Source organism: Rhizobium sp. BG4 (genome assembly GCF_016864575.1).
In the GTDB taxonomy this organism is placed as follows: domain Bacteria; phylum Pseudomonadota; class Alphaproteobacteria; order Rhizobiales; family Rhizobiaceae; genus Rhizobium.
Genome location: NZ_CP044125.1, coordinates 3439965 through 3464496 on the forward strand (window position 1 = coordinate 3439965; position 24532 = coordinate 3464496).

At 61.6% G+C, this 24532-nt stretch carries 22 protein-coding genes and 1 pseudogene; 12 read left to right on the forward strand and 11 right to left on the reverse strand.

Annotation, left to right across the window (positions count from 1 at the left end; all coding sequences use genetic code 11):
• Nucleotides 1-107 precede the first annotated feature (107 nt).
• Nucleotides 108-281, reverse strand: a complete 174-nt coding sequence (locus tag F2982_RS17225) for a hypothetical protein (RefSeq protein ID WP_203428551.1) — start codon at nucleotides 279-281, stop codon at nucleotides 108-110.
• Nucleotides 282-560: 279 nt separating this feature from the next.
• On the opposite strand from F2982_RS17225, the gene F2982_RS17230 reads away from it, so the two are divergent.
• Nucleotides 561-2396 (forward strand): aminopeptidase P family protein, encoded by a 1836-nt coding sequence (locus F2982_RS17230; protein ID WP_203428552.1) that lies wholly within the window; start codon nucleotides 561-563, stop codon nucleotides 2394-2396.
• Between the two features lie 51 nt (nucleotides 2397-2447).
• Here F2982_RS17230 and F2982_RS17235 read toward each other — a convergent pair whose 3' ends face one another.
• A complete protein-coding gene (locus tag F2982_RS17235) occupies nucleotides 2448-2756 on the reverse strand; it encodes an AzlD family protein (protein WP_112715432.1) in 309 nt (102 codons plus the stop codon).
• Nucleotides 2757-2758: 2 nt separating this feature from the next.
• Nucleotides 2759-3478, reverse strand: coding sequence for an AzlC family ABC transporter permease (locus F2982_RS17240; protein ID WP_112715430.1), 720 nt, complete (start codon nucleotides 3476-3478; stop codon nucleotides 2759-2761).
• 125 nt (nucleotides 3479-3603) lie between these two features.
• On the opposite strand from F2982_RS17240, the gene F2982_RS17245 reads away from it, so the two are divergent.
• Nucleotides 3604-3852, forward strand: coding sequence for a DUF2164 domain-containing protein (locus tag F2982_RS17245; protein ID WP_203428553.1), 249 nt, complete (start codon nucleotides 3604-3606; stop codon nucleotides 3850-3852).
• Between the two features lie 3 nt (nucleotides 3853-3855).
• On the opposite strand, the pseudogene pncA reads toward F2982_RS17245, so the two are convergent.
• Both pncA and F2982_RS17255 read right to left on the reverse strand, forming a co-directional pair.
• Nucleotides 3856-4481, reverse strand: a pseudogene (pncA, locus tag F2982_RS17250) (bifunctional nicotinamidase/pyrazinamidase).
• A gap of 287 nt (nucleotides 4482-4768) precedes the next feature.
• Complete coding sequence (locus F2982_RS17255; RefSeq protein WP_112715743.1) at nucleotides 4769-5320, reverse strand: hypothetical protein; 552 nt, start codon at nucleotides 5318-5320, stop codon at nucleotides 4769-4771.
• Nucleotides 5321-5691: 371 nt separating this feature from the next.
• On the opposite strand from F2982_RS17255, the gene F2982_RS17260 reads away from it, so the two are divergent.
• The 3 genes from F2982_RS17260 (at nucleotide 5692) to F2982_RS17270 (ending at nucleotide 7993) form a co-directional block, all read left to right on the forward strand.
• Nucleotides 5692-6090 (forward strand): DUF488 family protein, encoded by a 399-nt coding sequence (locus tag F2982_RS17260; RefSeq protein WP_203428554.1) that lies wholly within the window; start codon nucleotides 5692-5694, stop codon nucleotides 6088-6090.
• Nucleotides 6091-6444: 354 nt separating this feature from the next.
• Nucleotides 6445-6792, forward strand: a complete 348-nt coding sequence (locus tag F2982_RS17265) for a hypothetical protein (protein ID WP_112715422.1) — start codon at nucleotides 6445-6447, stop codon at nucleotides 6790-6792.
• 121 nt (nucleotides 6793-6913) lie between these two features.
• The gene (locus tag F2982_RS17270; RefSeq protein WP_112715420.1) at nucleotides 6914-7993 is read left to right on the forward strand and encodes a type I restriction enzyme HsdR N-terminal domain-containing protein; all 1080 of its coding nucleotides are present in this window, start codon (nucleotides 6914-6916) and stop codon (nucleotides 7991-7993) included.
• Here F2982_RS17270 and F2982_RS17275 read toward each other — a convergent pair.
• Both F2982_RS17275 and F2982_RS17280 read right to left on the reverse strand, forming a co-directional pair.
• Nucleotides 7990-10446 carry a UvrD-helicase domain-containing protein gene (locus tag F2982_RS17275; RefSeq protein ID WP_203428555.1) on the reverse strand — a complete coding sequence of 819 codons (2457 nt, stop codon included), beginning with the start codon at nucleotides 10444-10446 and terminating at the stop codon, nucleotides 7990-7992. The genes F2982_RS17270 and F2982_RS17275 overlap by 4 nt on opposite strands.
• Before the next feature lie 67 nt (nucleotides 10447-10513).
• Entirely contained in the window at nucleotides 10514-11191 is a 678-nt protein-coding gene (locus tag F2982_RS17280) for a YoaK family protein (protein ID WP_203428556.1), read from the reverse strand.
• A 292-nt stretch (nucleotides 11192-11483) separates the two neighbouring features.
• Between F2982_RS17280 and F2982_RS17285 the strand changes: the two genes are divergently transcribed.
• The 4 genes from F2982_RS17285 (at nucleotide 11484) to F2982_RS17300 (ending at nucleotide 17951) form a co-directional block, all read left to right on the forward strand.
• Complete coding sequence (locus F2982_RS17285; protein WP_203428557.1) at nucleotides 11484-12665, forward strand: efflux RND transporter periplasmic adaptor subunit; 1182 nt, start codon at nucleotides 11484-11486, stop codon at nucleotides 12663-12665.
• Nucleotides 12662-15814 (forward strand): efflux RND transporter permease subunit, encoded by a 3153-nt coding sequence (locus F2982_RS17290; protein ID WP_203428558.1) that lies wholly within the window; start codon nucleotides 12662-12664, stop codon nucleotides 15812-15814. The genes F2982_RS17285 and F2982_RS17290 overlap by 4 nt, the downstream gene beginning before the upstream one ends.
• Before the next feature lie 266 nt (nucleotides 15815-16080).
• Nucleotides 16081-17079 (forward strand): flagellin, encoded by a 999-nt coding sequence (locus F2982_RS17295; protein ID WP_130278017.1) that lies wholly within the window; start codon nucleotides 16081-16083, stop codon nucleotides 17077-17079.
• Between the two features lie 206 nt (nucleotides 17080-17285).
• Entirely contained in the window at nucleotides 17286-17951 is a 666-nt protein-coding gene (locus tag F2982_RS17300; RefSeq protein ID WP_112715407.1) for an OmpA family protein, read from the forward strand.
• A gap of 54 nt (nucleotides 17952-18005) precedes the next feature.
• Here F2982_RS17300 and F2982_RS17305 read toward each other — a convergent pair whose 3' ends face one another.
• A complete protein-coding gene (locus tag F2982_RS17305; RefSeq protein ID WP_112715405.1) occupies nucleotides 18006-18413 on the reverse strand; it encodes a DUF2000 family protein in 408 nt (135 codons plus the stop codon).
• Between the two features lie 30 nt (nucleotides 18414-18443).
• Here F2982_RS17305 and F2982_RS17310 point away from each other — a divergent pair, with 30 nt between their 5' ends.
• A complete protein-coding gene (locus F2982_RS17310) occupies nucleotides 18444-19331 on the forward strand; it encodes an AraC family transcriptional regulator (protein ID WP_203428559.1) in 888 nt (295 codons plus the stop codon).
• On the opposite strand, the gene F2982_RS17315 is transcribed toward F2982_RS17310, so the two are convergent.
• From F2982_RS17315 to F2982_RS17325, 3 genes are all read right to left on the reverse strand, one after another.
• A complete protein-coding gene (locus tag F2982_RS17315) occupies nucleotides 19291-20388 on the reverse strand; it encodes an AbrB family transcriptional regulator (protein WP_203428560.1) in 1098 nt (365 codons plus the stop codon). The two genes, F2982_RS17310 and F2982_RS17315, sit on opposite strands and share 41 nt — an antisense overlap.
• Before the next feature lie 187 nt (nucleotides 20389-20575).
• Complete coding sequence (locus F2982_RS17320; protein WP_246777466.1) at nucleotides 20576-20824, reverse strand: DUF6719 family protein; 249 nt, start codon at nucleotides 20822-20824, stop codon at nucleotides 20576-20578.
• Between the two features lie 85 nt (nucleotides 20825-20909).
• Nucleotides 20910-21812, reverse strand: a complete 903-nt coding sequence (locus F2982_RS17325; RefSeq protein WP_203428561.1) for a LysR family transcriptional regulator — start codon at nucleotides 21810-21812, stop codon at nucleotides 20910-20912.
• A gap of 91 nt (nucleotides 21813-21903) precedes the next feature.
• On the opposite strand from F2982_RS17325, the gene F2982_RS17330 reads away from it, so the two are divergent.
• Both F2982_RS17330 and F2982_RS17335 read left to right on the forward strand, forming a co-directional pair.
• Nucleotides 21904-22938: an aldo/keto reductase gene (locus F2982_RS17330; RefSeq protein WP_203428562.1), complete on the forward strand. Its 1035-nt coding sequence runs from the start codon at nucleotides 21904-21906 to the stop codon at nucleotides 22936-22938.
• A 139-nt stretch (nucleotides 22939-23077) separates the two neighbouring features.
• On the forward strand, nucleotides 23078-24490 hold the full coding sequence (locus tag F2982_RS17335; protein ID WP_203428563.1) for an FAD-linked oxidase C-terminal domain-containing protein: 1413 nt from the start codon (nucleotides 23078-23080) through the stop codon (nucleotides 24488-24490).
• Nucleotides 24491-24532: the final 42 nt, after the last annotated feature.

The following is a 24532-nucleotide window of genomic DNA, read 5'->3' on the forward strand; positions in this document are numbered from 1 at the left end:
TCTAACGGTCGTGCCCACGAGCTAAAGGAGGAGGAGCGCTCGAGTGGGCTCTACAGTTCTGATTGCCGGTCCGTCGAGGGAGGAGGAGAGACGAAGCGGCAAATAGCTCAGAACGCGTAGCTGGGTGCGCCCTTGTGGCGCGTAGACTTGTGGCTGGTGCCGAGCATCTTGAGGCTATCCTCATTGAGCGGGCGGCGCGAGCCGATGACATGACGGACAGTCTGGCGCTCGCCAGCCTGCACCGGGCTGCTGTAAGCGAAGCGCGACAGAGAGGCAGTCATTTCAAAATTCCTTTTTCGTTTGAGGTTCATCTCGAACCCGTTTGATGCGCTCTATATAATCATCCGAAAAAACTCAGGCAGAGGGTTTGCGTCATGGGAGCCATGCGTGGAATGCATAAAGCGTGCCAGTTTCACATTTTCTGTCACATTTCTGCCAAAATAATGGGCGGCCTGCCTTAAGGAGAGGTGGCGGTGTTTTTCTCCACTTCCCTAGAAATTCCGGTAACATAGCGCCAACCGCTCTCAGGCGGATTCGGCCTTCAGCATTGGGTTTTCAGCATGTTTCAGTCTTTTGAAGTGACGTCCACGCCGCAATTCGGCCGCGATCGGGTCTCGGGTTTGCGTGAAAGTTTCGATGCGCTCGGGATCGACGCCTTTCTGGTGCCGCGCGCCGACGAGTTCAACGGCGAATATGTGCCGAAATGCGCGGAGCGGCTGGCCTGGATTTCCGGTTTCACCGGATCGGCCGGCATTGCGCTGATTGCCCGCACGCAGGCGATCGTCTTCGTCGACGGCCGCTACGTGACGCAGCTTGCCGAACAGGTGGACGGATCGGTCTTTACCGGCGGCGATCTCGTCAACGAGCCGCCGCATCTGTGGATCCCGAAGAACGGCAAGGAAGGCATGCGTCTCGGCATCGATCCCTGGCTGCATTCGGGATCGGAAGTGCGCAAGCTGCAGCAGGCGCTGTCCGAGATCGGCGGCAGCCTTGTGTTCCTGCCGCACAATCCGCTCGACAGGCTGTGGAGCGATCGTCCGGCCGAGCCGTTGGGCGCCGTGGCGATCCAGAATATCGCCCAGGCGGGCGTGCTGGCGAAGGACAAGATCGCGACTGTTGCCACTGACCTTGCCAAGAAGAAGGTGGCGGCGGTGCTGATCGCCGATCCTTCCTCGATCGCGTGGATCTTCAATATCCGCGGCGCCGACGTGCTGCATACGCCGCATCCCCTGGCGCGTGCCATCATTCATGCCGACGGCAAGGCCGAGCTCTTCCTCGACAAGCGCAAGACCGGCATTGAGCAGGAGGCCTATTTGGCGCAGATCTCGACGCAGCTGCCGCCGTCTTCGCTCGACGAGCGGCTTGCCGCGGTTTCGAAGGATGGCGGCCGGGTGATGATCGATCCGGAGATCGCCTCCTATGCGCTTGCCGAGATCATCCGCAAGGCGGGCGGCGAAGTGGTCGAGGGTGCCGATCCGGCAAAGCTGCCGCGCGCCATCAAGAACGATGTCGAGATCAACGGCTCGGCTGCCGCGCATCTGCAGGACGGTGCGGCGATGGTCGAGTTCCTCTACTGGCTCTCGACGCAGAAGCCCGGCGGTGTCACCGAGATCCAGGCGGCAGAGAAGCTTGAAGCTGTGCGCGCCAGCGTCGGCCAGAGCATGCAGAACCCGCTGAAGGATGTGTCCTTCGATACGATCTCGGGTGCGGGCGAACACGCGGCGATCATGCATTACCGCGTCACTGTCGATACCGACCGGCCGATCCAGGCGGGCGAGCTGTTCCTGATCGATTCAGGCGCACAATATATCAACGGCACCACCGACATTACCCGCACGGTCGGCATCGGTGCCGTCACCGAGGAGCACAAGCGCTTCTTCACGCTGGTGCTTAAGGGCATGATCCAGATCAGCACGGCGCGCTTTCCCAAGGGCACGCGCGGCTGCGATCTCGATCCGCTGGCGCGTATCGCGCTGTGGCGGGCGGGGGCCGATTTCGGCCATGGCACCGGCCACGGCGTCGGCTCCTATCTCTCAGTGCATGAGGGGCCGCAGCGCATCTCCAAGCTTTCGACGCAGGAGCTGCTGCCCGGCATGATCCTTTCCAACGAGCCGGGCTATTACCGGCCGGGAAGCTTCGGCATCCGCATCGAGAACCTGATCTATGTGCGCGAGGCCGAAGAGGTCGAGGGTGGCGATACGCCGATGCGCAGCTTCGAGACGCTGACCTTCTGCCCGATCGACCGCACGATCGTCATTCCGGAACTCCTGACGCATGACGAACTGCACTGGTTCAACGACTATCACGCCCGCACCCGCGAGGCGCTGATGCCGCTGATCCATGACAAGGATGTCCAGGCGTGGCTGGAGAACGCGACGCTGCCGCTGGAATATTGAGGCGCGATATGCCGACAAAAACAAAGGGCGGCCTTGAGCCGCCCTTTTCCGTTACATGCCGATCGTGTGGCGCCAGGCCATGACGATGACCCAGGCGACGGCGAGCATCCACATATGCGAGTAGCGCAGGCCGATGACGAGGGCGGCGGCGAGCGCCAGCTTGGAATCCCAGCCGCCATCGAAGAAGGCGGGGGCGACCAGCGTCGTCAGGACGGCGGCGGGGACGGCATTGAGCGCCGCTTCCATGCGCGGCGGAATGCGCTTCATCGTGGTGATCAGCACGTAGCCGCCGATGCGCGTCGCGTACGTGGCGACGGCGGCGGCGATGATGACGAGGACCATGTGGAGATCGAATTGCATGATCAGACCTCGTGCGGCTCGTTGGCCGGTTCCGGCGCGTGGACGGCGGGTAGCGGTAGGAGTGCCGCCAGGATGATGCCGGCGGCGGCGCCGAGGCTGACATGCCACGGCGAGCCGACGAGGTGATAGGCGATCACCGAGGCAACCGCGCTGACGAGCGCTACCGGCAGGAAGTTGTCGCGGCTGCGGAAGCCGAGCACGATGCCGAGGAAATAGGCGGGCAGCAGGATATCGAGACCGAGCGTCTTGGGATCGCCGATAAAGCTGCCGAGAACGCCGCCGAGCAGGCTGATCAGCACCCAGGGAATGTAGATGATGATGCCGAAGCCGAGGTACCAGATGAAGGTGACCGGCTTGCCGGCCTCACCGCGCTTGACGGTTTCGGCAAATTGCGGATCGACCAGCAGGAAGAAGGTGAAGAACTTCTGCAGCGCCGTGAAATGGCGGATGTGCTTGGCGATCGCTGCCGAATAAAGAACGTGGCGGAAGTTGACGGCGAGGATCGAGGCGACGATCACCCAGGCCGGGACATTGCCCCCGAAGAGCTCGATGCCGACCATCTGGCTGGCGCCGGCATAAACAGTGGCGCTCATGAAGGTGAGCTCGGCAAGCGACATGCCGTGATCGGCGGCGAGCGCCCCGAACAGCGCGCCGAAGGGGGCGGAGGCGAGGGCCACGGCAAAGCCGCCCCGCAAGCCGTCAACGAAATCCGACCGACTCATCGGTATCTTCCTTTTCTCGAATGGGCCTCCTCTATGGCGCAAAGGCTTCCGCCGCAATCGAATTTCCTTGATTGACCGATCGATTTCGCTGAACGGTGGTGGCGTTCACGAGGAAAGGAAGAGCGATGAAAGCGGTGGAATTCTCGAAGGATGAGAAGGCGCAGCTGAGCTCGCGCATTCAGCATTTCTTCGACAGCGAGCTCGATCAGTCCATCGGTATCATCAAGGCGGAGCTGGTCATGGAGTTCTTCGCCAAGGAGATCGGCGCCGCCTATTACAAGAAGGGGCTGCAGGATGCGCATGCGGCCTTTGCCAAGCGCGCCGAGGATCTGGCCGACGATATCTATGGATTGGAACGGGCGGCGACGGACTGAGGCTCAGGCCTCGAGCACGTGTTCGCTGCCGATGATCTCGATGCCGCGGGCGCGCATCTCCTCGATCGCGGCGTCCACACCCTCGGCGGTGATGCCGCGGCTGGCGTCCTCGATGAAACGCACCTTGACGCCGGGGATCATGTCGAGCGCGTCGATCGCCGAGAACTTTACGCAATAATCGGTGGCGAGGCCGCAGACGTCGAGCTCGGTGACGCCCTGGTCTTCGAGGAAATCCGACAGGCCGGTCGAGGCATCGCGGTCGTTGTCGCGGAAGGCCGAGTAGCTGTCGACATGCGGGTTTTCACCCTTCTGCTGGATGAGGTCGATCTCGTCGGCCTTCAGCTCCGGATGCAGCTCGGAATCGACGGTGTGCTGGACACAATGATCCGGCCACAGCATCTGCGGCTTGCCGGAGAGTTCGCCCATTTCGAAGGGTTGTTTTCCAGAATGGGAGGAGGCGAAGCTGCTATGGCCGGGCGGATGCCAATCCTGCGAAGCGACGATCAGCTGATATTTTCCACTGTCGATCAGACGATTCGCCACCGGGACGACCTTGTCGCCATCGGGAACGGGAAGATTGCCACCGGGCAAAAGCCGTTCTGGATATCGACGAGCAGAAGCGCTCTCATCAAAAAGGACTCCCTCGAAGCGTGTCTTGCGCAATCGGGATCGCGATCATCTCAAGCGATTAGTGGGGGTCTCAGGCTTTGCATGCAAGCCCTATTTTTCGGGTATTTCGATTGGCGGTGCGGTACTTTAAGCACGTTCGCCTCATCTGCCTGACATCACGCGCGTCGCGTGTGCATTTTGCCGTTCTCTGCGTCTTTAGACTGCGGCAGTCCGGTGACGCGGCTGCCACTCATCAATCAACGTCCATCTTTCCCGGCAAGGCTCCCCCGGCGGAGCCCGGCTCGGGTCAGATGGCCTGGATCTCGCCCTGCGTGTCTGCCGTATCGGCAGCAGGGGAGGAACCGTAGGTATTCTGGTAGGCCTGCTGCGACTTCTGGATATCGCTGAGGATATTGGTCAGGAACTGATCGTCGTCATCGCCCGACGCATTGCCTGCGAGGGCCTGCGTATCGCCGGAGAGGATTTCGCTGGTCGTCAGCTGACCGTCGCCATTGGCATCGAGCGAAGCAAGAACGCCCTGTGGGCCGCTTGCGGCGTCGGTGCCGTCACTGCTGTCATCGCTGCTGGTGCCGCTATCGGACTGCTGCTGCATCTGCAGCATCATGTTGAGGATATCGGCGGTGATGCGCTGCACGACGTCGGTGGTGGAACCGCTGTCGTCGTCGGTGCTGGTGGAGGACGCCTTCGCAGTACTGGTGGCGGTCGTCGATGCACCGGTGGAAATGTTTGCCGCAGCAAGCTCGTCGGCGGAGATAATGCCGTCGCCGTTCTTGTCGAGGCTCGAAATCGGGGACTGATACTGGGTGAGGGCGCTGCCCAAGGATGATACACTGGTCACTAGAACCTCCTTTGCGAGTTCATCGTGAAGCCCGGTCTTCATGGCCGGACAGGAGCCGGGCTAAGCCGATTTGCGAGTCGGGTCAAAGCGGCGTTTTGACAGGGGAGAAGTACGATTGACGGATGATGCCGACGCAGTCTAAACTTTGGCGTACCGAAATTATCTCTTTGAAATAGAATGGTATTTTAGAGCGATTTTCGACGAATCTCCCTCGGTTTTCTGTTGGTTTTTGGCATTTTGCGCCGGTCTCGCCGTCCCAGGCGGCCGTTGCCTGCCTCTTGGCACGCCGTCGCCGGCTGCGGCATATTGTCGAGCGCAGCGTACGCCTTGCGTGGTCACAGGGAATCAATCGCGCTGCCGGGAGGAAACGAATGGCCATCAGCATCGTGCGCCTGGGATCGCCGCGCGGAAAAGACGAGGGCTTACGGATCGGCACTGTCAGGCGGCCGCCGCGTGGCGTGCCGAAGGAAGAATTCGCCAGCCGTGACTATTACGATGTCTGGCTGCCGATGCTTTCGCCGGGCGCCGAACTTGTGGCGGAGGCGCGTTCGGCCGAAACAGAGAAGGAATGGCAGGCGTTCAGCCGCGCCTTTCTCAAGGAGATGGCGGTGCCGGATGTGGCGCGGGTGCTGGATATGCTGGCGCTGCTGTCGCAGGGCACGAATTTCGCTGTCGGCTGCTATTGCGAGGAGGGGAGCCGCTGCCATCGCAGCCTGCTGCGCCAGCTCTTCGAGGAGCGCGGCGCCCGGATCGTCTGCGTTTCAGCCTGAATGCCGCGCAGCAAAAAGGCGCGAACCCCGGCCCGCGCCTTCTGTTCCCTTGCGTCGAGGGCTCAAGATCCGATGATCTTGTTGCAGGCCATGGCGATGCCCGGATTGCCGATGATGGCAACCAGGAGCGAAAGGCCGATCATCGACAGCGAGTAGCGTTTCATCTGCTTCCTCCTTATCCAGCCCGCGGGCAGTATGGGCGAGGAGGGGCAGCAGACGAAGTCACGAATGGGTGACATCGGCTCACATAAGGTCCATCGCGCCGTGAAGCCTTGCCCTGCACCCTGCGTAACCCCTTGCCGAGACGCGCCATTTCTGCCTTTCTTGGGATGACCGTCATCGGGAGGGAAAGCGGTGGCAGAGCCCGGTCCAGAAGAGAAGATCGACTCGACATTCCGGAACGGCTCGCTGACGGCGGCCGGGATCATCCTCGGCTTTTCCCTGAATTTCATCAGCCGCTGGGTCTCCAACCCCAACGACTGGAGCCGCATCGACATCCTCCCCATGGCCTTCCTGACCATCGGCATCGCCATCCAGGTGAAGGTCTTCGCCGATCTCCTGGCGCGGGATTCGCTGATCGCCGCCAACTACGACCGCTCGCGGCGGCTGTTTCTGATCGGGCTGGTGATCGTGGCGCTGGGGATGGGGATTGCGCTGCTCAACGATATTCTGGGGCTGGGGTCGATGCAGATGTTGGGGTGAGGGGCTTTGCCGCTCAATACAACTTATGCGTGGGTAGTGTTGATAAATATCGCGCTCGCCTGGATTGCTCTTTTCCAATCCTGATTTAATACTTCTCCGTGTAGCGCCGGAGGGGTCGTTTATGTCGTTCAAAGAGCATGTCGCAGAATTGTCGAAGAGAGCCGTTTCGGCTCAAAATATCGCATTGACTGAAGAGGCAACGAAGAACGCGCTCGTAATGCCGTTCTTGAGAACGCTCGGTTTCGATGTTTTCGATCCGACGCAGATCGTCCCGGAATTCGTTGCAGATGTCGGTTTGAAAAAGGGTGAGAAGGTCGACTACGCGGTCAAGATAAAGGGCAAGATCGAATACATACTAGAGGCGAAGGCCGTCAGCGCAAACCTGTCCGAAGCGCAGTACAGCCAGCTTTACCGCTACTTCTCTACAACTGATTGCTCGATCGCAATTTTGACGAACGGCATTCAGATCTGGTTTTTCACCGACCTTGATGCGGCCAATAAGCTAGACAGCAATCCCTTCTTCAAGTTCGATCTCTTCGACTACAACGATAACGATTTGAAGGAGCTTGAAAAGTTTCACCATGACAGGTTCTCGATCGAGGACATCAAGAGCTCGGCAAGCACTCTGAAACGCATGAAGGCTGCGATCAGTTCGATCGAGTCTCAGTTCAACGAGCCGGATGACGAGTTTGTCCGGATGATTTCGAGAGGTTTCTACGACGGCAAACTGACAGCTTCCGTCGTTCTGGAGTTTAAACCGATCATCAAAAGAGCTTTTGAGGATTTGGTTCGGCAGAAAATCCAGAAGCGCCTCACAGCCGCCTTCAACGAGAACGTCAATATTCCAACGATCAAGGATATCGATTCGGTCACGCAGTTGTCCGAAGATGCGGACGGGATCGAAACAACCCAGGAGGAAATCGACGGCTTCAACATTGTGAGAGCCATCGGAGCGGAAATTGCCGATATCAGCAGGATCGTGATGCGTGATCAGAAATCATATTGCGGCATCAACTTCGACGACAACAACCGGAAACCGATCGTTCGGCTCCACCTGAATGGCAAGACGAAATTTCTGACGATCTTCGACGCCGATAAAGCCGGCAGCCGCTTCGACATCGTGCAAGTGACCGATATCTTCAAGGCGAAGGGCCAGATTGTTTCCGTCATCGAATCCTATCTGAAAAATGGAGCGGCCTAAACCCGCTCCACAAACCCGTCCAGCACCCGCTTTTGCCCGGCCCGATCGAAGTCAATCGTCAGCTTGTTGCCTTCGATGCCGACGATATTGCCGTTGCCGAACTTCATGTGGAAGACGCGGTCTCCGGTCTTGAACTTCGAGGGTTCGGCGGAGGTGGATTTGGCGACGAGTTCGCCTTCGATGGTGCGGCCGCGCGGGCCGCTTTCGCCGTAGCCGATGCGTTCGACGGCATGGCCGGAGCGGGTGCCCCAGTTGTCGCGCGTGGCGTCGGTCTTGTTCTGTTGGGCGCGCTTCCAGCCGGGCGTCGAATAGGAATTCTGGAAGGGGTCGGCCTTGTCGAAGCGTGACTGGCCGTAGCCACCGCGGCCATAGCCGCCGTAGCTCTGCTCGGTCTCGGCGACTTCGACATGCGTTTCCGGCAGTTCGTCGAGGAAGCGCGACGGGATCGTCGATTGCCAGAGGCCGTGGATGCGGCGATTGGAGACGAACCAGATGTGGCAGCGGCGCTTGGCGCGGGTTATGCCGACATAGGCGAGGCGGCGTTCCTCCTCGAGACCAGCGCGGCCGCTTTCATCGAGCGAGCGCTGATGCGGGAAGAGGCCTTCCTCCCAGCCGGGCAGGAAGACGGTGTCGAATTCGAGACCCTTGGCCGAATGCAGCGTCATGATCGAGACTGCATCCAGGTCTTCGTTCTGTTCGGCATCCATGACCAGCGAGACGTGCTCCAGGAAGCCGCGTAGCGACTCGAAGTTGTCCATCGAGCGGATGAGTTCCTTGAGGTTGTCGAGGCGGCCGGGCGCTTCAGCCGTCTTGTCGTTCTTCCACATGTCGGTGTAGCCCGACTCTTCGAGGATGGTCTCGGCAAGTTCTGTATGCGGGGTATTCTCCAGCAGTCCCTGCCAGCGGCGGAAGGACTGGATGACGTCGAAGAGCGCCTTGCGCGCCTTCGGTTTCAGTTCGTCCGTTTCGATGATGTCGGCGGCGGCCGCCAGCATCGGGATGTCGCGGGCGCGGGCATAGTCGTGCAGCGCGCGCACCGTGGTATCGCCGAGGCCGCGCTTCGGGGTGTTGATGATGCGCTCGAAGGCGAGATCGTCGGCCGGCTGGGCGACGAGGCGGAAATAGGCCATGGCGTCGCGGATTTCGAGGCGCTCGTAGAAGCGCGGGCCGCCGATGACGCGGTAGTTGAGGCCGAGTGTCACGAAGCGGTCTTCGAACTCGCGCATCTGGAACGAGGCGCGCACCAGGATCGCCATGTCGTTCAGCTTATGCTTGTCGCGCTGGAGCTGCTCGATCTCTTCGCCGATGGCGCGGGCTTCCTCTTCGGAATCCCAGGAGGCATGAACCTGCACCTTGACGTCTTCGGGATCGGAGCGGTCGGTGAACAGCGTCTTGCCGAGGCGGCCTTCATTATGGGTGATCAGGTGCGCGGCGGCACCGAGAATATGGGCTGTCGAGCGGTAGTTGCGCTCAAGCTTGATGACCTTGGCGCCCGGAAAGTCCTTCTCGAAGCGCAGGATGTTGTCGACTTCGGCGCCGCGCCAGCCATAGATCGACTGGTCGTCGTCGCCGACGCAGCAGACATTCTGCGGCTCGCCCTTCGGCCGCTGAGCGAGAAGCCGCAGCCACATATACTGGGCGGTGTTGGTGTCCTGATACTCGTCGACGAGGATGTAGCGGAAGCGGCCGTGATATTCCTTCAACAAATCCGGGTTCTTGCGGAAGATCGCGATCGGATGCATCAGCAGGTCGCCGAAATCGCAGGCGTTCAGCGTCGACAGGCGGTTCTGATAGGCGAAGTAGAGTTCGCGGCCCCGGCCGTTTGCAAAAGCGCGGGCATCGCCTTCCGGGATGTCGGCAGGGCCGAGGCCCTTGTTCTTCCAGGTGTCGATCATCCCGGCGAACTGTTTGGCCGGCCAGCGCTTGTCGTCGAGCCCTTCGGCCTGGATCAGCTGCTTGATGAGACGCACGACGTCGTCGGTATCGAGAATGGTGAAATCCGAGCGCAGGCCGACGAGCTCGGCATGGCGGCGCAGCAGCTTGACGCCGATCGAGTGGAAGGTGCCGAGCCAGGGCATGCCTTCGACCGCGCCGCCGACGAGAACGGCGATACGTTCCTTCATCTCGCGGGCCGCCTTGTTGGTGAAGGTGACGGCAAGGATCTGCGAGGGGAAGGCGCGGTTGGTATTGAGGATATGGGCGATGCGCGTCGTCAGCACGCGGGTCTTGCCGGTGCCGGCGCCTGCGAGAACGAGGACGGGACCTTCAAGCGTTTCGACGGCGTCGGTCTGTTCCGGGTTGAGGCCGGAGAGATAATCCGGGCGTCTTCCGCCATCGCGCGCTGCCATGGCGCGGGCTGCCAGGCCGCCCGCTGCAGGGGCGCCAGCAGCTGGTTTGCGCGGCGCCTGCGGCTCTTCGTCGAAGAAGGGGATGTCGTCGAAACTATTGCTCATGCCGCGTAATGTAGTGATTCGGTACCGAAAGACCAGAAAAGATGTTCTGCTTCCGTACCCCAGGCTTTTATGGGGTTTTCTCCGGGCGGAAGGCAAGCGCCACCGAGGCCAGCGCCAGCAGCGGCGGAAGTGCGAAACACCAGACGCCCGCGACGATATAAGAGAGTGCGGCCAGCCCGCAGCCGAGTGCGAAGGCGGCAACGGCGAGCGCCATCTTCGAGAGACGGGTTTTCACCGGCTTTTCGGGATCGCCCGTCGCGCCCTGGGCGACATCGGCAAGGTCGATCATGATCTGCGTCGTCGTACCGGTCATCAGTGTGGTCGGCGGAGCGGATGAGAGGTGGATGCGGTGGACGGCGTTCTGGATCGCCATGGCGGTGACCAGGAGCATGCCCGTCGCGACCAGCGGCAGGCCGTCGGGATCGGTGAAGGGGCCGAGGCGGATCGCCAGTACCGCACCTGCCGTCAGGAACAGCAGCTTGAGGATCAGCATGATGCGCAGGCTATGGTCACTGTTGCTGACGCTGCGGCGCATGAGGTAGCGCAGCACAAAAATGGTGAGGCAGAAGACAGGCAGCGCCAGAAGCTTGGCGATGATGCCCGAGGTACCCGAAGCGAGCGCTGCGCCGAGCGTCACGAAATTGCCGGTAACATGGGCGGTGAAGAGACCGCCGAGCCCCAGGAAACCGGCGGTATCGACATAGCCGCCGGTGAAGCTCAGGAGGAAGGGAAGGGCGGGGCGCATCGGTCCTCCGGATACGGGGATTGAGAGAAATCTGCGTCTTCTACTGCGCTTTTCTGGCATCGCTAAAGAAGCGGGCCGTAAAATTCTTCAAAAAGCTGCGCTTCTCAAGCAAAAGTGACTTGCATTGCCACTTTCCGGACCTCGTCCAGATTACAATTCTGTAATGACGGATGGATACGCTTGAAGCCGGTTTGTAAAGGGGTGATATTGCCGCAGTCAGGCGGGAATCTTTGCCCCAGTACGCCTCTTTCGACCGACCCTGGTCCAACCTCGAGTCCCTCTGGAGACGTGAATGGCTTTTTGGAAGCAGTTTGTTCTTTCTATAGTTGTTATTGTTGCCGGTTTCGCCGGATGGATATTTTTTGCGCCCGGTGCGGCGGATAGTTTGAAGAATGCCGGGGTTCCCGAGAGCGTCGTTTCCAGGATTGCGCCGTCTGCGAAGACGGCTGATGCGACGGCGCCTGCTGCAGAGGGTGGCAATCGCCGCAATGGCGGCGGACGCGGCGGCAATGGCGCGGTTCTCGTCGTCACGCAGGATGTCGTCCAGGGTGTCGTCAACGACCGGCTGAGCGCTATCGGCACCGGCGACGCCATCCGTTCGGTTGCGGTCACGCCGCAGGCGACCGGCACGATCCGCGAGATCCTCATCAAGTCGGGCGACAAGGTGAAGGCCGGTCAGGTGATTGCCAAGCTCGACAGTGAAGAGCAGGTGATTGCCAAAGGCCAGGCCGAAGTGGCGCTGAAGGCGGCACTCGAGAAGTCCAACCTCTATCACAATATCAAATCCAGCGTGTCGCGCATGGATGTATTCGATGCCGAGATTGCCGAGCAGGGCGCACGCCTGCAGCTGCAGGCCGCCGATCTCAATCTGACGCGCCGCGATATCACCGCACCGATCGACGGCATCGTCGGCATCGTCCCGGTCAATATCGGCGACAATGTCACGACCACGACGCCGATCGTCACGCTCGACGACCGTAGCGAGATCCTCGTCGATTTCTGGGTGCCGGAGCGCTTTGCCAACACGGTTTCCGTCGGCCAGCCGGTTGAGGCGACGTCGGTTGCCCGTCCCGGTCAGGTGTTTTCGGGTGAGGTGGAAGCGGTCGACAACCGCATCGATTCCGCCAGCCGTACGCTGCGCATCCGCGCCCGTATCGACAACGCCTCGGACGAGCTGCGCGCCGGCATGTCCTTCAATGTCGGCATGAAATTCCCGGGCGACAAATATCCGGCGGTCAATCCGCTCGCAGTACAGTGGGATTCGCAGGGGTCGTTCGTCTGGCAGGCGCTCGACAACAAGTCGCACAAGGTGCGCGTCAGCATCGTGCAGCGCAATCCGGATTACGTTCTCGTCAAGGCGGATATCAAGGATGGCGACGCGATCATCACCCAGGGCCTGCAGCGTATCCGCGAAGGCGGGGCGGTTCGCACGGCCAACGAGGTTGCTTCCAATAATGGAGTGGCGACCCAATGAGCGTGACCGAGATTCACGACCGCGCCTCCGGCAAGCAGAGTTTCACCGCTCTCTTCGTGCGCCGGCCCATTCTGGCGCTGGTCTTCAACACATTGATGGTGGTTGCCGGCCTTGCTGCCTATGTCGGCATCGAGGTGCGCGAACTGCCTGATGTCGATCGCCCTGTCGTCACCGTGCGCACCACCTTCGACGGCGCGTCGCCGCAGACGATCGACCAGGAGCTGACGAAGGTGATCGAAGGCGCGGTTGCCCGCGTCAGCGGCCTGAAGTCCATCTCCTCACAATCGCAGTTCGGCCAGAGCCGCGTGACGCTGGAATTCTCCGATTCCGTCGATCTCGCCGTGGCCGCTAACGACGTGCGCGATGCGATCGGCCGGATCACGCAGAACCTGCCTGACGACGCCGACGCACCACAGATCGTCAAGGCGGACTCGGATTCGCAGGCGATCATGCGTCTGGCCGTGACCTCCAGCAATCTCAACATGGACGACCTGACGCTGCTCGTCGAAAACGAGATCGTCGACCGCCTGGCATCCGTCGATGGCGTTGCCGATGTCGAGGAATATGGCGATCAGGAAAAGGTCTTCCGCGTCGATGTCGATCAGAGCGCGCTGGCAAGCCGCGGGCTGACGATCGGCGACCTGACGCAGGCGCTCAGCAATGCGGCGCTCGATGTGCCCGCGGGATCGCTGAAGAGCACGACGCAGGATATCGTGGTGCGCGCCACCGCCAACCTGCAGAAGCCCGAGGATTTCCAGAACGTCATCCTGCAGGACCGTGTCCGGCTCGGCGACGTCGCGACCGTGACGCTCGGCCCGCGGGACGGCGAAACGGCGCTGCGCTCCAACGGCAGCCCGGGCATCGGTCTCGGCATCATCCGTCAGGCGCAGTCGAACACGCTGAATATCTCGGCCGGTGTGCATGCCGCCGTCGAGCAGCTGTCGAAGACGCTGCCCGAGGGCACCAAGATCGCGATCACCAGCGACGATGCGGTGTTCATCCAGGGCGCGATCCATGAGGTCGAGCTGGCACTCATCCTCGCCGCCGTGATCGTCACCGCCGTCATCTATCTCTTCCTACGCGACTGGCGGGCGACGCTGATCCCGGCGGTCAGCATGCCGGTGGCGCTGATCGGCACGCTGGCGGCGATCTACATGGTCGGCTTCTCGATCAATATCCTGACGCTGCTCGCCATCGTTCTGGCGACCGGTCTCGTCGTCGACGACGCGATCGTCGTGCTCGAAAACATCGTGCGGCGAAGGGCCGAGGGCATGGGGCCGCGTGCGGCCGCGGTGCTCGGCACCCGCGAAGTGTTCTTCGCCGTCATCGCAACGACGGCGACGCTCGCTGCCGTCTTCATCCCGCTCTCTTTCCTGCCCGGTCAGGTCGGCGGTCTGTTCCGTGAATTCGGCTTCGTGCTGGCCTTCTCGGTGGGGCTGTCGTCGCTCGTGGCTTTGACACTTTGTCCGATGCTCGCATCGCGCATGCTGACAAAGCCGATGCGTGAGGATCACGGGGCGCTCGGTCGCTTCGGCAACCTGTTTGCCACCGCCTATAAATGGGGGCTGCAGCGCTGCCTCAATGCGCCGCTCGTCGTCATCATCGTTTCGCTGCTGTTCGGGGGCGCTGCACTGCTCGCCTTCTCGACGGTCAAGAGCGAGCTGACGCCGAACGAAGACCGCGCCATGGTGATGATGCGTCTGACCTCGCCGCAGGGCTCCAGCCTTGAATATACGCGCGACAAGATGCAGCTCGTCGAAGAGTATCTGCAGCCGCTAGTCGATAGCGGCGACATCCAGAACGTCTTCTCGATCTCGGGACAAGGCGGCCAGGCCAATAGCGGCTTCATGGTGCTGACGCTGGCGCCCTGGGGCGAGCGTGAACGGACCCAGGCGGAGATCGTTCAGGACATCAACCGGGCGGCATCGCGTGTTCCGGCGCTGCGCGGCAACGCGATCTCCTCGAACAGCCTGCGCATCCGCGGGGCAGGCAACGGCCTGCAGATGGCGCTGATCGGCAACAATTACGAAGATCTGACGGCCGCGGCGCTGAAGCTGGTCCAGGCGCTCGACGCCACCGGGCAGTTCGATACGCCACGACTGACCAATGAGCCGACGCAGGCCCAGGTTTCGGTGTCGATCGACCGCGAACGGGCTTCCGATCTCGGCATCGATATCACCGGACTTTCGACGGCGATCCAGTCGCTGCTGGAAGGGCGCTCGGTGGTCGATGTCTTCGTCGACGGTGAATCCTATCCCGTGCTACTGACCTCGACGACGCGGCCGATCGACGATCCGACCGATCTCGAAAACGTCTTCCTGAAAACGGGAGATGGCAAGATCGTGCCGATGTCGGTCATCGCTTCGCTGAAGGAAGGATCGGTTGCGCCGCAGCTAAACCGTGAATCGCAGCTGGCCTCAGTGGCAATCACCGCAGGTCTCAAGGACGGCATGTCGCTCGGCGATGCAGTGCATCAGGTGACACAGCTCGCCGAACCGCTGCTGCCCTCAGGCGCCCGGCTGCTGCCGCTCGCCGAAGCTGCGACGCTGGAAGAGAATTCCAGCGGCATGGCGCTGACCTTCGGCTTTGCGATCGTCATCATCTTCCTGGTCCTGGCGGCACAGTTCGAAAGTGTGCTGTCGTCGCTGATCATCATGTCGACGGTGCCGCTCGGTCTTGCCTGCGCGGTGTTTGCGCTGATCATCACCGGGTCGAGCCTCAACATCTACAGCCAGATCGGTCTGGTGCTGCTTGTCGGCGTCATGGCGAAGAATGGCATTCTGATCGTCGAGTTCGCAAACCAGCTGCGTGACCACGGCGTCGAGGTGCGCGAAGCCATCGAGCGGGCCTGCGAGCTTCGCCTGCGCCCGGTGATGATGACGATGATCGCGACCATTCTTGGGGGCGTTCCGCTGGTCTTTGCCCATGGCGCCGGTGCCGAAGCCCGCGTGGCGCTCGGCTGGGTGATTGTCGGCGGTCTCGGGTTTGCGACTTTGGTAACGCTGTTCATCACGCCCGTCGCCTACCTGCTGATTGCCCGCTTCGCCAAGCCGCATGCCCATGAAGAGGCCCGGCTGCACGAGGAAATGTCGCATGCGACACGTCCGAAAGTAGTGCCGGATGCGGAGCAGCTGCAGGCTGCCGAATAAGCATTTTTGCTATATTTTCAGGAGACGCCGCCGGATTTCCGGCGGCGTTTTTTATGGTCAACGAAGAATTGTAAAACAGCGTGAATCACTTCTGAAAGTTAGCCGTTTTTTAAGTATAAACGGCAATGATCGCGCCGTGACCGATCAATGCCTCCAGCGTTTTTGGAGGTGCTTTTCTTCCGCTGATCCCAGCGCCCGAACATGACGTTTCGCGGACCCGGTCATGTCAGTTAGTTGCGTATAGTTGTGTTCGGAGTTCGAGTTCTGTGAGTATCTTTCAACGCACATCGGTTGATGCGGCGCTGCATATTTTGCGCGACACCAACCGTAGTTTGACCACAACGCAAAATCATGTCTCCACCGGTCTTCGCGTCGCCAAGGCGCAGGATAACGGTGCCTATTGGGCGATCGCCACCACCGTTCGCACCGATAACAAGGCGAACGGCGCGATCCAGGATGCACTCGGCATCGCGGCGGCGACGATGGGCGTTGCCTATACGGCCGTTTCCAGCGCCATCGAGATCGTCTCCACCATCAAATCCAAGCTGGTGGCGGCAACCGAAGAGGGCGTCGACAAGACCAAGATCAATGACGAGATTACCCAGCTCAAGTCGCAGCTGCGTTCGGTGTCCGAAGCCGCGAGCTTCAACGGCGACAACTGGGTGCAGCTGACCGACGAGGACGATCCGACGAAGCCGAAGGAGATCCCGGCGGCCTTCATTCGCGGCGACGACGGTTCGGTCAAGGTCTCGACGCTCACCTATCACATCGACGTTCCCTCGACCGGTGTCACGACCTCTGCCGACGCGCGCTACATGGTCGATGACCGCGCCGGCGGCACCGGCGAATATGGTGCGCTGACGACCGATCACTACGCGACCGAACTCGGTGCGGCGCAGAACTATGTGATGATCTTCAGCAAGGAGGGCGATACGACCGGCCAGGTCGAGATCGGTCTCGATGCCAATACGTCAGCCGACGATCTCAAGGATATGATCAGCGTCACCGATGCTGCCCTGAAGCAGATGACCACAGTCGGTTCGTCCTTCGGTGCACTGGAAAAGCGCATCGACCTGCAGAACGACTTCGCCAAGTCGCTGACGGATTCCTATACATCCGGTATCGGCCGCCTGGTCGATGCCGACATGGAGGAGGAAAGCGGCCGGCTGGCGGCGCTGCAGACGCAGCGGCAGCTCGGCATCCAGTCGCTGCAGATCGCCAATGCGAGCTACAACACCATCACGCAGCTCTTCCAGAATATCTGATCGCTGTTCTCCAAAACGAATCGCCCGGGCTCTCCCGGGCGTTTTCGCGTTTGCGGGTCGTCGCAAAGCTGGTGATATCCGGGCACAGTCTGCCGCGCGCCGTGTGCATTTGCCGGATTTTACGGTATCGGATGTGCACGTTTCATCTTGTTGCCGCATTCCTTAATATTTGCTCGGGTCAGCTTCGAACGGAGAGCCTTCTGCCAATGATCAAGAAATTCATAGTCCTGGCGCTTGCCGCCACCTATCTGAGCGCCTGCACGACGACCGATCCCTATACAGGCGAGCAGAAGATGTCGAACACGGCAGGCGGCGCGATGCTTGGCGCCGTTGGCGGCGCGCTCGCAGGTGCTGCTCTCGGCGGACGCGGCCATGGTGCGCGTAACGCGGCCCTGATCGGCGCCGGTATCGGTGCGCTCGCTGGTGGCGCGATCGGCAATTACATGGACCAGCAGGAAGCCGAGCTTCGCCAGCAGCTCGAAGGCACCGGCATTTCCGTCACCCGCAACGGCGACAACATCATCCTCAACATGCCGTCGAACATCACCTTCGACGTCGACCAGGATGCCGTGAAGCCGGGCTTCTATCAGACGCTGAATTCCGTCGCGATCGTGCTGCGCAAGTTCAACCGCACGCTCATCGACGTCAACGGCCATACGGACTCGACAGGCAGTCTGCAGCATAACCAGGATCTGTCGCAGCGCCGCGCCCTGTCGGTTGCCGATTATCTCGGCGGCCAGGGTATCGACCAGCGCCGCGTCTCGGCCGTCGGCTTCGGCCCGTCGCAGCCGATTGCCTCCAACGCGACGGAAGCAGGGCGCTCGCAGAACCGCCGCGTCGAAATTCAGATCGCACCAGTTACCCAGGGCTGATCCATCCTCGCATGGGCATTCGAAGCGGCCGGGCCAATGCCCGGCCGTTTTCGTTCAGGCATGCATCCTGGCGCCCTTGGTGATCTTGTCAACGATCTTCTTGTCGGCGCGCATGGCGATGCCGACGACCTTGGCATCGTCTGGGGCAAATTGCGCGAAGACCTCGCGGTTGGCGGCATCGTGGCCGGTCGCAAACATTTCCTCGATGAAGATCGACGTAGCGATGCCGCGCTCCAGCGAGCGGCGGTGAACGGCGGCAATGGTCGCGTCGTCGGCCGACAGGACGATAATCGGCTGGACGGAAAGGGCATTGTAAAGATTGCCCGCCTTGTCCTTATAGGCTTCGCCGATGATATCGGGATTCTGCCCGGCGATGCCGCTCATCAGGAAGGCTGTGACATTCAGCGTCTGCCAGGAGGCAAGATTGTTTCGCAGGACGATCGCAATTTTGGTATCAAACATTCTAGGTCTCTTCGTGAGTGCGAGGTGGCATTGAGCCAGGATGTAAATTCAACCCTCTTCCAGGGTCTTGAACGTTTGTGCGCGCCATCTGGCGCGGACGGCATCCTGACTGCGCCTGCCTTTCCGGGTATCGAGCGCATCGAGGCGCAATTCTCCGGCAATGCCTTCGAGCCGCACCGCCACGACACCTATGCGATCGGCGTGACGCTGAAGGGCGTCCAGACTTTCAGCTATCGCGGCGAGAAGCGTTTCAGCATGCCCGGCCAGGTGATCGTGCTGCATCCCGACGAAGAGCATGACGGCGGGGCGGGAACCGAGGACGGGCTGCAATATCGGATGCTCTATATCGAGCCGGCGCTGGTCGCCGAATGTCTGGATGCGGAGAAGATGGGGTTGCCCTTCGTCGGCGAGCCCGTGTTCGGCGATGCGGCGCTTGCCCATGTGCTGCTCGGGGCGCTCAGCGATCTCGATGGCGAGCTCGACGGTCTGTTCGTCGATGATTTCCTGACGGAGGTGGCGGGCGGTCTGGCAAGGCGGGCGAGTGCACCGGTGAAACCGATCGGCAAGCTTGCCTGGCGGCAGGCGCGCAAGGCGCGTGATTATCTCGAGGCGCATGCGACGCGCGCCGTTCATTCCGAAGAGCTGGAAGTTGTGACCGGTCTCGACCGTTTCACGCTGTCACGGCATTTCCGCGCGGCCTTTGCCACCAGTCCGCACCGCTATCTGCTGATGCGGCGGCTGCAGCAGGCAAGGGCGCTGATCATCGAAGGCGAGAAGCTGCCGGAGATCGCCTTTGCGACCGGCTTTGCCGACCAGAGCCATTTCAACCGGCATTTCAAGAAAGCCTATGGCATGACGCCCGGGCAGTGGGCGGCGCTCAGACGCGGCTCATCGCCAGGCCGCTCTTCCTGGCGATGAAACGGGCGAGCATCGGGCCGGTCAGCAGGATGACCAGGAAGCGCCCGACCTGCATCGCCATGACGAAGGGCATGTCGACATCGCTCGATGCGGCGATGATGGCGACCGAATCGGCGCCGCCGGGGCTGGTTGCCAGATAGGCCGTCAGCGGATCGACGCCGGCAAGCTTGTGGAGCGCAAAGGCCATCAGGCCGCAGATCGACATTAGCGTCAGGATCGAAGCTGCGACGCGAGGCAGGGCGCGGGCGGCGTGCGCCATGATACCCGGCGTGAAGCGCAGGCCGATGCTCCAGCCGATCAGGGCATAACTGATGGCAAGCAGCCAGAGCGGCAGCTCGATCGTCAAAAGACCCAGTCCCTGCAGCGTCGAGCCGATGATCAGCGGCAGGATGATCGTGCCGCCCTGGATGCGCAAGCGTGCGGCGCCATAGGCGCAGAGGCCGGTCAGCGCGATCGTTGCGGCAAAGGCCGGCCAGTCGACCGGCGGGAAGAAGATCAGCGGCGGTGGTTCTGCGCCCTCGGCGCTGGTCCAGAGGGTCGAGACGACAGAGGCGGCGACGGCGACGAAGACGACGCGCAGGTATTGCATGAAGGCGACGAGGCGGGCATCGGCGCCGTAGCTCTCGGACATGATGGTCATCGCCGCGGCGGCGCCGGGGGAGGAGCCCCAGACGGCAGTGGTTCCGGGCAGAACCTGCAGTTTGGTCAGCACGTAACCAAGCAAACCGGCAGCGGCGATGATCGCGAAGATCAGCGACAGGAAGAGCAGGGCATCATCGGCCATGGTCTTGACGATATCGACGGTGATGGCGCGTGCCATCAGGAAGCCAACCAGCGCCTGCCCGAAGAGCAGCGGCCAGCGGGGCACGCGCAGCTGCGTCTTCGATGCCGTCAGCGCCACGACGATCGCCGCGACCATCGGCCCGATCAGCAGCGATGCCGGCAGGCCGAGCATTTCCAGGCCGAGAACCAGGATGACGGAGAGAGCAAGCAGGATTGCCCATCGGGGCAGGCTCGCCTTCGAAGGTAGGAAGCTGGCAAGGGCTTTGAACGGCATCAACGATATCTTCTTTGCCGATCGGCAGGCACCGCCAGAGCGGTCGAAGGATGATTATCGGCGTGACTTCTGGACCGGCGGGGATGCCGGAGGCGCAGTGCGGATATATTTGTCAGCCTGCCGGAGGGTCAACTGCGAAATGTGGCACTGCGCGCCGCCAGGGTCTGGCGGCGTGCATCCGATCCGGTTACTTATGAACGCATTTCTTGCTGATACTGTTGTTTCGTTTCGCCTTGGTGAACTTTGCGATCATCCCGGCAGGGCAGTTCTTGTCGTCGTAAAGGACCGGCTCACCCGGCGTCATCGTGGCTGCCGTGGGCTTGGTCGTCACCGTCTTGATCTCGGCGCTTGCCGGCGATGTCAGCATCGCGAGAACCGCGCCTGTCGATGACAGGACGGTCATGCCCTTCAATTTCGGATAGGTCTTGGCCTGCATCTCTATGTCCCTCCGTTGCCGGGAAGGAAGACAACATGGCTTTGCGGCCTCTGCCAATTCGCCTTTTCGAGCTAACCGGCAGTTCTCATAGCTTGGCGTGAGTAGCCAGGAAATCGAGGAGGGCGCGCACGCGGGCCGGAAGCGGGCCGCCCTGGCCGAGATAGACGGCGTAAAAGTCCTCGATATCGCCGGGATTGAAGTCTTCCATGACGACGGCAAGTCTCCCGGCGGCAATATCTTCCCGTAAGGTGAAGTCGGCGAGCCGGGCCAGCCCAGCGCCGGCAACCGCCAGATGGCGCATGGCCTCACCGTCGCTGACCTGCACCCCCGGTGTGACCGGCACGTTGACCGCTTCGGCGCCATCCTGAAGCGGCCAGCCCTGGATGGCGCGGGAATAGGAAAAGCCGACGCGGCAGTGGTTTTCGAGATCGGCGATGGATTTCGGCACGCCATGCGTCGCGAGATAGCTGGGAGCGCCGACGATGAGCTTGCGGGCGCCGCCGAGCTTGCGGGCGATCAGGCTGGAGCTCTTCAGCGGACCGGCGCGGATCGCCACATCGGCGCGCTCTTCCATGAGATCGACGATCTTGTCGGTCAGGGTAATGTCGAGGGTGATGCCGGGATGTTCGGCCAGGAACTGCGGCACGAGCGGCGCCAGGATGTGATTGCCGAAGGAGCCGCTGGTATTGATACGGATCGGCCCGGTCGCCTGTTCGCCTGACGATGCATAGCGCTCGGCCTCTGAAATATCGGCGAGGATCGAAACGCTGCGCTGGTAGAAAGCCGACCCTTCCGGTGTCAGCTGCAGCTTGCGGGTGGAGCGGTTGACGAGGCGGGTGCCGAGCCTTGCCTCAAGGCGGGTAATCAGCTTGCTCACCGCCGAAGGCGTCATCTTGCAGGCCGTTGCGGCCGCCGAAAAGCCGCCGAGCTCGACGGCGCGGACGAAGACTTCCATTTCGCCGGAGCGATTGATGTCCTGCCTGCTCATGATGAATTCAAATCACAAATGAGTTTCTTTGAGGCAATCTATATCAGCGTAATTTGAGTGTCTATCTTCTGGAGACAACAGGAGAAAGACTATGGACTATCGAAATCTCGGCCGGTCAGGCCTGCGTGTGCCCGTTCTGAGCTTCGGCGCCGGTACCTTCGGTGGCTCCGGCCCGCTGTTCGGTGCCTGGGGCAATACCGATGCCGCGGAAGCGCGCCGTCTCGTCGACATCTGCCTGGAGGCCGGTGTCAATCTGTTCGACACGGCGGACGTCTATTCTGCAGGTGCCTCTGAAGAAGTGCTGGGGCAGGCGATCCGCGGCAAGCGCGATCAGGTGCTGATCTCGACCAAGACGGCTCTTCCCGTCGGTGACGGTCCGGCCGATTGGGGCGCCTCGCGCTCGCGGCTGATCCGCTCGGTCGACGCGGCGCTGCGCCGCCTCGGCACCGACTATATCGACCTCCTCCAGCTGCATGCCTTCGATGCCTCGACGCCGGTCGAGGAAGTGCTATCGACGCTCGACGGACTGATTGCAGCGGGCAAGCTGCGCTATACCGGCGTGTCGAATTTCGCGGGATGGGAACTGATGAAGTCGCTTGCAGCGGCCGATGCGAACGGGCATCCGCGCTACGTCGCCCATCAGGTCTACTATTCGCTCGCCGGCCGCGACTACGAATGGGAGCTGATGCCGCTCGGCGCAGATCAGGGCGTCGGCGCTCTGGTCTGGAGCCCGCTTGCCTGGGGCAGGCTGACCGGCAAGATCCGCCGCGGTCAGCCCCTGCCGGAAGGAAGCCGTCTGCACCAGACGGCCGAATTCGGGCCTCCTGTCGATGACGAGAAGCTCTATGCGATCGTCGATGTTCTGATGGAGATCGCGGAGGAGACCGGCAAGACGGTACCGCAGATTGCCATCAACTGGCTCACCAGCCGCCCGACAGTATCGAGCGTCATCATCGGCGCCCGCAACGAAGAACAGCTGCGCCAGAACCTCGGCGCGGTGGGCTGGTCGCTGACGCCGGAGCAGATCAAGCGGCTGGATGCGGTGAGCGCCGTGACCGCGCCCTATCCCTATTTCCCCTATCGCCGCCAGGAGGGTTTTGCTCGGCTGAACCCGCCTCTGGTCTGACGATCGCGCGGCGGGCGGCCTTATCCGAAAGGCTGCCCGCAGCTCACCCCGATTGCGCGCAATCTTGACTGGACATGTCATTCCACTTGTCCCATACCAGCCTGCCTGTCGATGGTAGAACGTATTGGAGATCAACGGGATGGCTCTCAAGGATGCGAAGGCTGGATTGCGCAACGAGGCAGGGATTTCTGCCGTCCTGGGCATCCTGAAGCAGAGTTTCGGCGAGCGTTTCCAGACCGGCGAATCCTTCCGCGCGCAACACGCCCATACGACAACCTATATTCCGGCGCAGCTGCCCGATGGCGTGTTGTTTGCCGAGACGGCGGATGACGTCAAAGCCGCGGTCAGGATCTGCGCCGAGCACAAGGTTCCCGTCATCGGCTTCGGCACGGGCTCGTCGCTCGAAGGCCAGGTCAATGCGCCCTCCGGCGGCATTTCCATCGATTTCAGCCGGATGAACCGCGTTCTCGAAGTCAATGCCGAGGATCTCGACTGCACTGTCGAGCCCGGCATCACCCGCGAAGAGCTCAACGTTTATCTCCGCGATACCGGCCTGTTCTTCCCGATCGATCCCGGCGCTAACGCCTCGATCGGCGGCATGGCCTCGACGCGCGCTTCCGGCACCAATGCGGTGCGCTACGGCACGATGAAGGACAATGTGCTGTCCGTCACCGCGGTGACCGCCAATGGCGAGGAAATCCGCACCGCGCGGCGCGCCCGCAAGTCCTCGGCCGGCTATGACATGACGCGGCTCTTCGTTGGCTCCGAGGGCACGCTCGGCATTCTGACGTCGGTGACGTTGAGGCTGCAAGGGATCCCGCAGAAGATCGGCGGCGGCGTCTGCCCATTTCCGACCATCAAGGCGGCCTGCGACGCCGTCATCATGACCATCCAGATGGGCATTCCGGTCGCCCGCATCGAGCTTCTCGATGCGCTGCAGATCAAGTGCTGTAATGCCTATTCGAACCTCAGCTACGAGGAGACGCCGACGCTCTTCCTCGAATTCCACGGCACGGACGAGACGGTCGCGCTGCAATCGCAACATTTTGCCGAGATCGCCGCCGAGTGCGGGGGCGGGGAGTTTGTCTGGACCGTCAATGCCGAGGAGCGCGCGAAGCTCTGGAAAGCTCGCCACAACGCCTATTGGGCCTCGCGGGCGCTGGCGCCCGAGCTTGCCGCACTTTCGACGGATGTCTGTGTTCCTATCTCCCGGCTGGCGGATTGCATCACGGAGACGCAGGCGGATATCGAGGCGCACGGCTTGCTGGCGATGATCGTCGGGCATGCGGGCGACGGGAACTTCCATGTCCTGGTGTTGTTCGACGACAAGACCGCGGAAGGTGTTGCCGGTGTCGAGAATTTCGTCTCGCGGCTCAATGCACGTGCGCTGGCAATGGATGGAACATGCACCGGGGAACACGGGATCGGACAAGGCAAGATGTCGTTTCTTCAAGAGGAGCTCGGCGGCACCGTCGATCTGATGCGCCAGGTCAAGCGCTCGCTCGATCCGGACAATATCTTCAACCCGGGCAAGATTTTTCACCTCGGCTGAAAACGGAATAATCTCATGATCTTCGGCCTTGCTACCGGCATG